Genomic DNA, 12,545 nt, shown 5'->3' with positions numbered 1-12,545 from the left:
ATGAGGGTCGGCAGGGATTCGACCAAAAAGCGGCAATCCCGCTTGTAAGCGGCTGACTATACGGCCATTTGCTCTTCCTTGATGCTCAGGCGAACGCCATAGCGATATGCCGGTGGTTGGCATGTGTTCTCTTCTGAGGTTAGCGGGCAATCAAAATCTGCTGGGCGCCCAGTTGAGCTTTGATCTTGGCATCCAACGCAGCAAGCCATTCTTTCGCTCGGTTCTTACCGCCCTCTAACCCCAGACGCTGCATGGCTGCTCGGGCACTGTGATACCGCTGCACCCGATCGTCAGCGAGGTAGCAGAACAGCGAAGGATCGGTAGCGCGGAAAGCACGTTCGTGGTTTTGGAGCCGGCCCAATGTGGTCTGGCACCGTTCCCAGGTCCCCAGTGTCGCGGCCAGGCGCTCGATCGCTGACGTCCTCGGCCGTTTGGCCGAGCGCATAAGCGTGTTTGCCTCGAGCAACGCAAGGCGTACGCTTTGGATGGAACTTAAGAGCTGTTGCAAAGATCCCGGCCTAAAAAGCTCTAGACCTTGAATGGTCCCGAGGCGGTGCGAAACTTGTTGGCGTTCCTCGTGCCGTTCGCCACTTTTGTCGACCTCGTATCTGACATAAACCGCCGTAAGCGTTATGTCGGATCGACCGGTTTTAGCCATGTCTTCCAGGCGCCGCACGTTGTGTTCACCGAGCTCATCCTTATATTCGTGCAACCGTTGCGCTAGTTCGCCGGCGCCCTTCTTGACGCGCTCCAGAACTTGGCTGATGGCTGTTTCTTGGGTCAAGAAGTCCGCCACGCGCCCGAGCTTCTTTTCTCTTTCCTGATAGGCAAGGGCGTGGCGCCGGTCCCGGTTCAATTGTGAATCGGCATCGAACTTCGTGATCGCACAATGGTTGCCTATGACCGTCACCGTGCTGTTCAGCAGCTTCGCCACAAATCCGAACTTGTGCACTTCCCTGCAGAGATTGCCGTTAGGCTTCTGAAAGCAACAGCGCAACTCTTCGCCAAAGTCATAGTGGCCAAGAAGACCTGCATAGTTGTTCGTCCCGATAGGGTTATTTGGTACGTAGCCAGGCACCGCTTCGATTTCCGCCACACTGGCGAATATGCGCGGCGTCAGGTACTGGCGCGTGTCGTTTCCATCAGTCACTAAGAGCTCCTTCGAAGGACCCGCCGAACCCAAGCGTAAGGTCGAGCATTCGCAGGGGCTGAGATGCAGGTAACGCCCTGCCAGACTCCACCCGGCAACCCGATCGGCGCCATGCGTGACGACCGAAATCTATTGGGAAGCACGGAAAGCTGCCCTTAGACCGGTATCACGGTCACCCATTGCGGTCGCCAGAGTGGCCAGACTCGCCGCCGGTTCCTCACCCCGGCACAGAGCCGTGCCGGACAGATGAAATTCGGCTGGCAGTGACGAACCTACGCAGAATCACCACCCCCTTCCTGCGAGATGCCTATCCGTGAAGAAGCGTGCCCAGGATTGCCATAGAAACAGATCGCTTCCTCGTACCCCGGAGGCAGTGGCTCCTCCGGCGTATGACACATGATCAGGAGCGGCAGCGTCAGGGATTGCAAGACCGGCTGCGCAGCAACCATGCTGCCACGCGCAATGCGTTCGGCCTCCTTTGAAAGCACGACTAAGGCGATCAGCAATGACACGTCCGCCAGATCCTTCCCTCGGTGCAATTCCATCAGATAGCCGGCCTGCACCGCGGGCTCCTTGCCTAAGTAGCCTGCAAGCGCGTTGACCAACGCATCCACAGGCACGCTCGGGGCTGCAAGGCCAACGGTTTCGCCTGGCGTTGTCTGCTCGGCCACAAAGATGCCCAAGGGTCGGTCGGTCAAGAGTGCGGACACTTCCTCCGGGTACAGAACGTAGCCATCGTCGTTGGGATTGAGCATCAGCGTGGCCCCTTGCGTCAGTTCCAACAGCCTGCGCCCCGCCATGCTGACGATGCCCACACGCCCTCTGCCGGCGAACTGGGCCTTGGCCTGGTCGCTGAAGAAAGGCAACACTGTCTGACCGTTATCTGGGCGCACAAACTGTACGAACTGCATCTTTCCCGTCGGCGGCGGTGTGCGCGGGACATGCGCATAGACCGTTGCGGATAGCAGCCCGGCAAGGAAGGCCTCCTCAGCGCGGACATCGTTTTTCGCGGCTTCCAAAAGTCGCTGTAACTCAGCGGTGGAGGTCATCGGTTGGCCTTCCCCTTGGATGCCTGCTGCAAGAGCCGCGTGAGGACTTGGGCGGCATCGGTATATTGGCCAGTGCGTTGGGCCGCTTCGGCGGCCGCCGATCCCTTCGCCACAAAATCGCGACGCTGCCGTCGACGGGCGACTTGGGCACGCACCGACGCCTCGACAAAGGCCGAAAGACTCTCGCCCTCGTTCAGCACAGCCTCAGCTGCTCGTAGCAGCTCGGCATCCAACGCACCCATGGGCGAAGGTAAGGAGGGCATCGGTTCGCTCCTCACTCGTAGTCCAGATCCGCGGGATCCACGCTGTGGTAGACGTCTGCCACACCATCGAGAAACATGATCCGGATGTTGGCGGTGCCGGTATCGGGGTGAACCACGCTGAGCACTTGGGCCGGCGCCAACCAGCGATCCGTGCCGTACTTGGTCGTGTTGACGATTTGGACCCGCATACCGGGTCGGATTTCTTCGCGTTCCATCTGCTCTCCTGGCCCGGGCAGGCCTGAACCTTGAGTCCCGTGGCGACCGGTTATATGCTGGTCCAACAGCCACGTCACGCTGAATGCGCGTGCTGGACAATTATGATCAGAGTTCCGATAGACAGCGATCACTCTGCTGTTTGCGACGCATCAGCATTACGTTTCTGATCAGATCAAGGGGGTGACGCACCGTCTGCATTGGAGGGCGAAGCTGCGGGTGGTTGCTGCTGCAGCTCTGTCGCGACGATGGTTGTAAATCTTTACGCTTTCTATACGGCTAGCGGCCAAATCGCTACCCCTTTGTTATGCCGCATTTCCTACAGTACGCGTCGTCCTATTAACGATGCTGCGCCATGGAATTCATTGCTGTGCTGTTGTTGTGGATCGGATCTTCAGCGGGAATCGGGTTGCTACTGATCGGCGACCGCTACTGGGCGAGGACGACGACAACCCGCTTCAACACAGACCGTTCCGACAACCCAATTTACCAGCCACCCGGTCGTATCGGCATAGACGGGTGGCAAGGAGATTCGCCATGAGCTGGGTCCAACTGTTAGCCGGCGCGATCGCCGTCGGCTTGTTCGTCTATCTGTTTCACGCATTGCTTCGCCCGGAAGAGTTCTAGGTCGGCGTCGCGGGTCTTTCCACAGGCTGTACCGGGCTATCCGGTGCCGCCGTGCTGTTGTGAGGAATCGGTAATGAGTGACCTGATTTTCGTGCTGCTGGTGGTGGCCTTTTTTTTCGCCGCGTGGTTCTACGTCGTCGCGTTGCGGCGGGTTTGATGGAGCGATGACATGTTGATCAATCTTCTCCAATTCGCGTTATTGCTGAGTTGCATGACCTTGCTGGTGGTGGTCATGGGCAAGTGGCTGGCGCGTGTATTCACCGGCACCGGACATACCCTGCCGGAACGCTGGAGCTATCGTTTGTTCGGTGTGAACCCGGATGCTGGCATGGGTTGGGCGCAATACGGTGTGACCTTGCTGGTATCCAACGCGGCGATGCTGCTGCTCGGCTATCTCGGCTTGCGCCTGCAGGGCGTGATGCCGTTGAACCCGCTGGGGTTGGCGGCGCAGAGTCCAGACTTGGCGTTCAACACCGCCGTTTCGTTTACCACCAACACCGACTGGCAGGCGTACTCGGGCGAGACCAGCCTGTCCAACTTCAGCCAGATGGCGGTGATCACGTTCCTGATGATGGGTGGCGCCGCCACCGGTGTGGCTGCGGCTGCCGCGTTCATTCGCGGGCTGAGCCGCAAGAACGCGGATGACATTGGCAACTACTGGGTGGACCTGACGCGGGTGCTCTATCGCGTTTTCCTGCCGCTGTGTTTCGCACTGGCGTTGGTCTACGTGTGGCAGGGCATTCCGCAGACGCTGGCGTCGGATGTCACGGTGACCACGCTTGAGGGCGTCAAGCAGCACATCATCCTGGGTGCGGTGGCGAGCTTCGAGACGATCAAACACATCGGCACCAACGGTGGCGGCTTCTTCAGCATGAACGCCGCGCATCCGTTCGAGAATCCCACCGCGCTGACCAATGCGCTGCACATTCTGAGCATGCTGCTGATCCCTTCGGCACTGACTTATGCGTTCGGCAGCATGCTGTTCCGCCGCCGTCAGGGTTGGGTGTTCTTTGGCGCCTTTCTGGTGATGTTCCTGGGCTTCCTGTCGATCGTGTATACGGCCGAACAGACCGGCAATCCGCTGCTGACGTCGGTGGGTGCGGATCAGACCATGAGCGCCAGCCAGTCCGGCGGCAACATGGAGGGCAAGGAACTGCGCTTCGGCATCGCCGGTACCAGTTTGTTCGTGACCACTACCACCGCGGCCACCACCGGCTCGGTCGATGCGATGCATGATTCGCTGACCCCGATGGGCGGCTTCGTGCCACTGGCGCAAATGATGCTGAATTCGGTGTTTGGTGGCGACGGCGTCGGCTTCATCAACCTGATCCAGTACGCGATCCTGGCGGTGTTTTTGGTCGGAATGATGATCGGCCGCAGCCCGGAGTTTCTGGGCAAGAAGATCGAGGCCCGCGAGATCAAGTTGGTGATGCTGTCGGTGCTGGCCCATCCAATTTCCATCCTCGGTTTTACCGCACTGGCGGTGTTATGGCCGGGTGTATCGGACAGCCTCAACAATCCCGGTGCGCATGGCTTCAGCGAAATTCTGTACGCATATGCCTCCGGTACCGCCAACAACGGTTCGGCATTCGCGGGGTTGAACGCGAACACGCCGTTCTTCAACACCACCATCGGCCTGGCCATGCTGATGGGCCGCTACCTCACCTTGCTGCCGATGCTGGCCGTGGCCGGCCTGCTGGCGAGCAAGAAAACCCTGCCCGATTCCGCCGGCACCTTCCCCACCGCGACGCCGCTGTTCATGGGCCTGACTGTGCTGGTGATCATTGTTGTGGGTGGCCTGACCTTTCTGCCGGCGCTGGCGCTGGGGCCGTTGGTCGAACATCTGGACATGCTGGCCGGACGTCTCTTTTGAGGAATGCGACATGACTGACATGAATCTTTCTTTCCGCCGCCTGGTTCGTCCGGTGCTGGTGTCCACCGTCTTCTTCATGCTGCTGACCGGGCTGGGTTATCCACTAGCCACCACCGCAGCGGCAAACCTGCTGATGCCGTGGCGGGCGCACGGCAGCGTGGTGCAGCGCGATGGCGTTGCGGTGGGCTCGGCGGTACTCGGCCAGCAGTTCGAACGGCCGGAGTATTTCCATCCACGTCCCAGCGTCACTGCCGATGCGCCGTACAACGCGGGGAGCAGCGGCGCCAGCAACCTGGGCCCGACCAATCGCAAACTGATCGATGCGGTAGCGGCGCGGGTCAAGTCCTACCGCGCCGAGAACGGTCTGGCTGCCGACACGCCGGTGCCGGTGGACGCAGTCACCGCGTCGGCGTCTGGCCTCGATCCCGACATTTCACCAGCCAATGCACAACTTCAGCTCAAGCGCGTGGCAACCCAGCGGCACATGTCGGAAAGTCAGCTGGCCGACCTGCTGCATGCCCATACCAGCGGGCGCTTGCTCGGCCTGCTCGGCGAGCCACGGGTCAACGTATTGAAGCTCAACCTCGCGCTGGATGCCCAGCAATCACCCGCCGTTGCGGGCAAGTAATCGGGAACCGTCATGAGTCATCAGAAAGCCAAGTTGCCCCTGTTCGACCCGCAGTTGCTTGGGCCCGCCTGTCTGGACGCCCTGCGCAAACTGAGTCCGCGCGCGCAGTGGAAAAATCCGGTGATGTTCGTGGTTTATCTGGGCAGCATCCTCACCACCGTGCTGTGGCTGCAGGCACTCTTCGGCGCCGGTGCCGATGCACCGGCCGGCTTCATTCTGGCCATCGCCTTGTGGTTGTGGTTCACCGTGCTGTTCGCCAACTTCGCCGAAGCATTGGCCGAGGGGCGCAGCAAAGCTCAAGCGGCCAGCTTGCGTGGGATGCAGCGTCAGACCATCGGCAAAAAATTGCTGGAGCCGCACTACGGCAGCCGTTGGGTGCCGGTGGATGCCAGCGAGCTGCGCCGCGACCACACCGTGCTGGTGCAGGCCGGCGACACCATTCCGCTGGATGGCGAAGTGATCGAAGGCGTGGCGTCGGTGGACGAAAGCGCCATCACCGGCGAGTCGGCGCCCGTCATCCGCGAGAGTGGCGGCGATTTCTCGTCGGTCACCGGCGGCACCCGCGTGCTGTCGGATTGGCTGGTAGTGCGCATCACCGTCAATCCCGGTGAATCGTTCCTCGACCGCATGATTTCGATGGTCGAAGGGGCGCGCCGGCAGAAGACCCCGAACGAGGTCGCGCTGACGATATTACTGGTCGGCCTCACCATCGTGTTCCTGCTAGTGGTGGTCACGCTGCTGCCGTTCTCGATCTTTGCTGCGGGCGCCAGCGGCGCCGGCAAGGCAGTGACGCTGACTGCGCTGGTTGCCCTGCTGGTATGTCTGGCACCGACGACGATTGGTGCACTGCTGTCGGCGATCGGCGTGGCCGGCATGAGTCGCATGATGCAGGCCAACGTCATCGCCACCTCCGGTCGCGCGGTGGAAGCGGCCGGCGACGTCGATGTGTTGTTGCTGGACAAGACCGGAACCATCACCCACGGCAACCGCCAAGCGGTGGCGTTTCATACCGCACCGGGTGTGGACGAGCGCGTGCTGGCCGAGGCGGCGCTGCTGGCGTCGCGCGCCGACGAAACGCCCGAAGGCCGCAGCGTGGTGACGCTGGCCGGCGTGCGTTGCGGACTGGACAGCAGCCAACCGCTGGAAGGCGCGCAATTCGTGGCCTTCACCGCGCAAACCCGGATGAGCGGCGTCGACGTGGATGGGCGCCGCATCCGCAAGGGTTCGATGGATGCCATCGCGCGCTATCTGGAAGAAAACGGTAGCCATTTGCCGCCGCGTCTGCAGCAGATCGGTGACGACGTGGCGCGACGCGGCGCCACGCCGCTGATGGTGGTCGAAGGTGGCCGTGCGCTGGGCGTGATCGAGCTCAAGGACATCGTCAAGACCGGCATCAAGGAGCGTTTTGCCGACCTTCGCCGCATGGGCATTCGCACGGTAATGATCACCGGTGACAACCCGCTGACCGCCGCCACCATCGCCGCCGAGGCCGGCGTGGATGACTTCCTGGCCGAGGCCACGCCCGAGGCCAAGCTGAAGATGATCCGCGACTACCAGGCCGAAGGCCGGCTGGTGGCGATGACCGGCGACGGTACCAACGACGCCCCCGCGCTGGCCCAGGCCGACGTGGCGGTGGCGATGAACTCCGGCACCCAGGCAGCCAAGGAGGCCGGCAACATGGTGGATCTGGATTCCAACCCGACCAAGCTGCTGGAGATCGTGGAAACCGGCAAGCAATTGCTGATGACGCGCGGCTCGCTGACCACATTCTCCATCGCCAATGACATCGCCAAGTATTTCGCGATCCTGCCGGCGATCTTCGTGGCCACCTATCCGCAGTTGAATGCCTTCAACGTGATGAAGCTGCACAGCCCGTCGTCGGCCATATTGTCGGCGGTGATCTTCAACGCGCTGATCATCATGGCGCTCATCCCGCTGGCGCTCAAAGGCGTGAAATACCGCGCCATCGGCGCCACTGCCTTGCTTAATCGCAACCTGCTGATCTACGGCGTGGGCGGACTGCTGGTGCCGTTCATCGGCATCAAGCTGATTGACCTGCTGCTCACGCAGATCGGCCTTGTTTGAGGAGACACCCATGTATACCTGCAGCATCAGCTTGTCCCTGTCGCTATCCGACGCTGTCCACCAGGATATCGACGTGCGGATTTCCACCAGCGAGGACGAACCCGCGCGCGACAGCGGCGGGCAGGACGTCGAAGTACGCGTCTGCGCCGCCGAAACCGAGCGTGGCGTGGTGGTCGCCATGCCGGCACCGCGACGTGAACCCGAGCCCGCCAGCGAGGCCTCCCGCCTCGAAGACGAATACGTGCTGGGCGGCTACGCCGGCATCTGATTCCCCGGTCGCCAGGCGGCGATCCGATCCATCCTTTCTTGTTCTTCCTTCCCCTTGAATGGCTGCGCCCGACGGCGCGGCCGAGGAACCCTCATGTCGATGAAATCCCGTTATGCCTTGGTGGCCGTGCTCGCCGGTGGCTTGCTGCTGGCTGCTTCGGCCCAGGCCGAAGACAACGCCGGCAAGCTCAGCGGCAACCTCGCGCTCACCTCCGACTACATCTTCCGCGGACTCAGCCAGGGCTGGGGCGGCCCCGCCATCCAGGGTGGCGTGGAATACGCCGGTGCGAGCGGCTTCGTGGGCGGCGCGTCTGGCTCCAGCATCAGCGACCGCAGCTATCCGGGTGGCTCGATGGAAATCGACTTGTACGCCAGCTACGGCAGGCCGATCGGCAACGACTGGTCGTGGCGCGCCGGCGTGTACAGCTATCTGTATCCGGGCGCCAACCTGGACCGGGCCGGGCTGCCGTCGCGCTCGCTCACTACGGTCGAGGCGAACATGGCGCTGTCCTGGAAGATCCTGACCGTGAAATACAACCACTCGCTCACCGACTATTTCGGTGCCGACGTGGAGCAGGGCTACCGCGGCGATTCGAAAGGCAGCCGTTATCTGCAGTTGGATCTGGACTGGCCGCTGGCTGACGCGTGGAGTCTGTTGCTGCATGCGGGGCATACGCACTACACGACACGGCTGCTGACGCCGCTGGCCGGTGGCGAATCGTCGCCCGACTACAGCGATGTGAGCGCCGCGTTGAGCTACCAGTTTGCCCCGAATTGGTCCGTCATCGGCGGTGTCACGCATGCCGACAACGCGGCCTTCTATGGTCGTGCGGTGAACTACCACGACGCGTCGGACGTACGTAACGTGGGTGGTACGCGCGGCTTCGTGACCGTGCAGGGAACCTTCTGACATGGCTGAGCGCGCCTGCCCCCCGCGCGTTCATGTAATGTCGCAGACGTTTTCCGCTCGAGCATCCGCATGAACCCGTCCGACCGCGAAGCCCGTGCTGACGCCTTGCTGGGAACCCTCGACCAAGGGCACTCGCCGCGGCTGAAGGTTTTCCTGGGTGCTGCACCCGGCGTCGGCAAGACCTACGCGATGCTGTCCGCCGCGCGCGAGTTGAAGCGGCAGGGTGTGGACGTGGTGGTGGGGCTGGTCGAGACGCACGGTCGCTCCGATACCGCCGCCTTGCTGGAAGGCTTGGAAGTGTTGCCACGTCGGAGCGTGCGCTATCACGATCGCGATTTCGCCGAGTTTGATCTGGATGCCGCACTGTCGCGCAAGCCGGCGGTGCTGCTGGTGGACGAGCTGGCGCACAGCAACCTGCCCGGCGGTCGCCATCAGCGCCGTTGGCAGGACATCGCCGAACTGCTCGATGCGGGCATCGAGGTGTACAGCGCACTCAACGTGCAGCATCTGGAAAGCCTCAACGACCAGGTGCGGCGGATCACCGGCATCACCGTGCGCGAAACGGTGCCCGATGCATTTCTCGATCGCGCTCGCGACATCGTGCTGGTCGATTTGCCCCCGCGCGAGCTGATCGGCCGGCTCAAGCAGGGCAAGGTCTACGTGCCGGATACGGCGGCGGCAGCGCTCGATGCGTTCTTCTCGCCGACCAACCTGGCCGCCTTGCGCGAGCTGGCGGTGGACACCATCGCCAGTCACGTTGATAGCGACCTGCGCGAGCACATGCTGGCGCGCGGTGGCGCGATGCCGGTGCGCCGTCGGGTGCTCGCCGCCATCGATGGCCACGCGCAGAGTGAGTATCTGGTGCGCGTGGCGCGGCGTATCGCCGAGCGGCGCGGCGCACCGTGGGGTGTTGCCTTCGTCGATGCGGGCGCTGCGCTCGAACCGGCGCGGCGCGAGCGCCTTGACGCCGCGATGCGGCTGGCGCGTCGGCTCGGTGGCGAGGCGATTATCCTGCGCGGCCCCACGATCGCCGACGAGCTGATTGCGCATGCCGATCGCGAAGGCGTCGGTCAGATCATTTTGGGGCGTACCCGCGAACGCCTGCTGGCGCGCATCTTCGGCCGTTCGCTGACCCAGATGCTGCTGCGTCGCGGCGCGCATCTGGAGCTGACCATCATCGCCACGCCGGCCGAGCGCGCGCAGTCACGCCGCCGTCTGGCGCTGCCGGGCGGACGCGGTTCGCGCAATGAATACCTGTACGCCACGCTGGCGACGCTGATCGCGTTCGGCCTGTCATTCGTCGCCGACCGCTACTTGTCGGTGGCCAACCTGTCGCTGATTTTCCTCACGGCGGTACTGATAGTGGCGGTGCGCACACGGATGGCGGTGGCGGTATACGCCGCCGTGTTGTGTTTCCTTGGTGACAACTTCTTCTTCGCCGCGCCACGCTACACGTTGGCCATCTCCAGCGCCGACGACGTGCTGGCCGTGCTGTTGTTCCTGATCGTGGCGCTGGTCTGCAGCCACCTGGCGACACGGCTGGCCAGCCAGGTGAAATCGCTGCGTGCGGCCCAGGCGCAGACGCGCTCGATGCTGGCGCTGGGCCAGAGTCTGGCGACCAGTGCCGACGCGGCCGGCATCCGTGAAGCGGGTGTCCGTGCGCTGGCGCGCGCGCTGCATGGCGCCGTGGCAGTGCTGGCGCGCGACCCCGACCAGGTTCTGCGGCGTGCGTCCAGCGCACCCGCCGAGATGTCGTTGAGCGCGCAGGATCTCGCCGCCGCGCAGTGGAGCGATCACCATGGTGAACCGGCCGGGCGCTACACCGATACCTTGAATGGCGCCTCCTGCTGGATCCTGCCGTTGGGTAGCAAAGGGCACGCGCTGGGCGTGGTGGCGCTGCGGTTCGACCCTGCCGTCACCGAACCGTCGACGGACACGCGCAGCCTGGCGCTGGCGATGACTCAGGACATCGGCCAGGCATTGGAGCGCGCGCGGCTGTCGGACGAGCTCGAAGGCGCCCGCGTGCAAGGTGAGACCGAGCGTCTGCGCAACGCGTTGCTGTCGTCGGTGTCGCACGACTTGCGCTCGCCGCTGGCGTCGATGATTGGTGCCGCCGGCACTTTGGTCAGCTACGAAGACAAGCTGCCGGCCGACGAGCGGCGGGAACTATTGCAGGCCATTCTCGGCGAAGGCCAGCGGCTGGATCGCTATATCCAGAACCTGCTCGACATGACCCGGCTCGGTCACGGCAAGCTCAAACTCAACCGCGACTGGACCGACAGCACCGAAATCGTTGCGGCCGCCGTGTCACGCCTGCGCAAGCTGTTTCCCGAGCTGCGCGTGGAAACTACCGCGCCCGCCGAACCGGTCTTGCTGTACGTGCATCCGGCGCTGATCGAGCAGGCGCTGTTCAACATTCTGGAGAATGCGGCGCGATTCTCCCCGCCGGACGACGCCGTACGCGTCACCGTGCAGACCACCGGCGAGCAGTTGCTGATCGACGTGGCCGATCGCGGCCCCGGCATTCCGGAGGATGAGCGCGCCCGCATCTTCGACATGTTCTATTCGGTCTCACGCGGTGATCGTGCGCCGCAAGGTACCGGCCTTGGATTGGCGATCTGCCGCGGCATGATCGGTGCGCACGGCGGCAGTGTCGAGGCCTTGCCGGGCACGGGCATCGGCACCCTCATCCGCATCAGCCTGCCACTGCCGCCGCCGTCCGATATCACCCCATGACCACATCCGCTCCACGCATTCTGGTCATCGACGACGAGGCGCAGATTCGCCGCTTTCTCGATATCGGCCTGCGCGCCGAGGGCTACGAGGTATTGCTGGCTTCGAACGCGGCCGAAGGACTGGCACTGGCTGTCACCCAATCGCCGGACTTGCTGATACTGGACATCGGCCTGCCGGACCGGGATGGTCACGAGGTGCTGGCCGAAGTGCGCCAGTGGAGCCAACTGCCAGTGCTGATGTTGTCAGTGCGCGACGCCGAAGCGGAAAAGGTGCGCGCGCTCGATCGCGGCGCCAACGATTACATGACCAAGCCGTTTGGTATCCAGGAGCTGATGGCGCGACTGCGCGCGCTGCTGCGCAACCGGCCCGGCGAACCGGAAGTCCCACCGCGCTATGACGATGGACGTTTGCTGGTGGACTTGGCCCGACGTGAAGTCAGTCTTGATGGCACTCCGTTGGCGCTGACCCGCAAGGAGTATGCATTGCTGGAGATGCTCTTGCGCCATGCTGGCCGGGTAGTCACCCAACATCAGTTGTTAGTAGAACTGTGGGGGCCGACGCATACCGGAGATAATCAGTACTTGCGCATCGTGGTGGGCAAGCTGCGCCAGAAGCTGGGCGACGATCCTAACAACCCGCAATGGCTGAAGACGGAGCCGGGTGTCGGCTATCGTTTCGTAGTGAACTGAGGCTCACCAGATGCCTTTAACTGCACTTGGCGTGGACAATCGGCGGCGCACAAGG

12 protein-coding genes are annotated in these 12,545 nt (G+C 63.1%); 8 read left to right on the top strand and 4 right to left on the bottom strand.

The window, feature by feature from the left end; translation table 11 throughout:
* Window positions 1-139 precede the first annotated feature (139 nt).
* The 4 genes from ABQJ56_RS09155 to ABQJ56_RS09140 all read right to left on the bottom strand — a co-directional run bounded on the left by ABQJ56_RS09155 (window position 140) and on the right by ABQJ56_RS09140 (window position 2,677).
* Window positions 140-1,150 carry a hypothetical protein gene (locus ABQJ56_RS09155; protein WP_367844707.1) on the bottom strand — a complete coding sequence of 337 codons (1,011 nt, stop codon included), beginning with the start codon at window positions 1,148-1,150 and terminating at the stop codon, window positions 140-142.
* Window positions 1,151-1,422: 272 nt separating this feature from the next.
* Complete coding sequence (locus ABQJ56_RS09150) at window positions 1,423-2,199, bottom strand: SseB family protein (RefSeq protein ID WP_367844706.1); 777 nt, start codon at window positions 2,197-2,199, stop codon at window positions 1,423-1,425.
* Window positions 2,196-2,441 (bottom strand): YlcI/YnfO family protein, encoded by a 246-nt coding sequence (locus ABQJ56_RS09145; RefSeq protein ID WP_367844813.1) that lies wholly within the window; start codon window positions 2,439-2,441, stop codon window positions 2,196-2,198. Before ABQJ56_RS09145 ends, ABQJ56_RS09150 begins: the two co-directional genes overlap by 4 nt.
* Window positions 2,442-2,473: 32 nt before the next feature.
* Window positions 2,474-2,677, bottom strand: a complete 204-nt coding sequence (locus tag ABQJ56_RS09140) for a hypothetical protein (RefSeq protein ID WP_367844705.1) — start codon at window positions 2,675-2,677, stop codon at window positions 2,474-2,476.
* A gap of 535 nt (window positions 2,678-3,212) precedes the next feature.
* Here ABQJ56_RS09140 and kdpF point away from each other — a divergent pair.
* The 8 genes from kdpF (at window position 3,213) to ABQJ56_RS09100 (ending at window position 12,490) form a co-directional block, all read left to right on the top strand.
* Window positions 3,213-3,302 (top strand): K(+)-transporting ATPase subunit F, encoded by a 90-nt coding sequence (gene kdpF, locus ABQJ56_RS09135; RefSeq protein ID WP_367844704.1) that lies wholly within the window; start codon window positions 3,213-3,215, stop codon window positions 3,300-3,302.
* Between the two features lie 169 nt (window positions 3,303-3,471).
* Window positions 3,472-5,175: a potassium-transporting ATPase subunit KdpA gene (kdpA, locus tag ABQJ56_RS09130; protein ID WP_367844703.1), complete on the top strand. Its 1,704-nt coding sequence runs from the start codon at window positions 3,472-3,474 to the stop codon at window positions 5,173-5,175.
* 10 nt (window positions 5,176-5,185) lie between these two features.
* Complete coding sequence (gene kdpC / locus ABQJ56_RS09125; protein ID WP_367844702.1) at window positions 5,186-5,803, top strand: potassium-transporting ATPase subunit KdpC; 618 nt, start codon at window positions 5,186-5,188, stop codon at window positions 5,801-5,803.
* Between the two features lie 12 nt (window positions 5,804-5,815).
* Window positions 5,816-7,888: a potassium-transporting ATPase subunit KdpB gene (kdpB, locus tag ABQJ56_RS09120; RefSeq protein ID WP_367844701.1), complete on the top strand. Its 2,073-nt coding sequence runs from the start codon at window positions 5,816-5,818 to the stop codon at window positions 7,886-7,888.
* A 10-nt stretch (window positions 7,889-7,898) separates the two neighbouring features.
* Complete coding sequence (locus tag ABQJ56_RS09115; protein WP_367844700.1) at window positions 7,899-8,156, top strand: hypothetical protein; 258 nt, start codon at window positions 7,899-7,901, stop codon at window positions 8,154-8,156.
* Window positions 8,157-8,249: 93 nt separating this feature from the next.
* Window positions 8,250-9,065 carry a TorF family putative porin gene (locus ABQJ56_RS09110; protein ID WP_367844699.1) on the top strand — a complete coding sequence of 272 codons (816 nt, stop codon included), beginning with the start codon at window positions 8,250-8,252 and terminating at the stop codon, window positions 9,063-9,065.
* 69 nt (window positions 9,066-9,134) lie between these two features.
* The gene (locus ABQJ56_RS09105) at window positions 9,135-11,801 is read left to right on the top strand and encodes an ATP-binding protein (RefSeq protein ID WP_367844698.1); all 2,667 of its coding nucleotides are present in this window, start codon (window positions 9,135-9,137) and stop codon (window positions 11,799-11,801) included.
* A complete protein-coding gene (locus tag ABQJ56_RS09100; protein WP_367844697.1) occupies window positions 11,798-12,490 on the top strand; it encodes a response regulator in 693 nt (230 codons plus the stop codon). Before ABQJ56_RS09105 ends, ABQJ56_RS09100 begins: the two co-directional genes overlap by 4 nt.
* Window positions 12,491-12,545 lie beyond the last annotated feature (55 nt).

Source organism: Rhodanobacter geophilus (assembly GCF_040812275.1).
Lineage (GTDB): Bacteria > Pseudomonadota > Gammaproteobacteria > Xanthomonadales > Rhodanobacteraceae > Rhodanobacter_A > Rhodanobacter_A geophilus.
The sequence above is the reverse complement of the archived record's forward strand: the minus strand, read 5'-3'. Positions and strand labels throughout refer to the sequence as shown.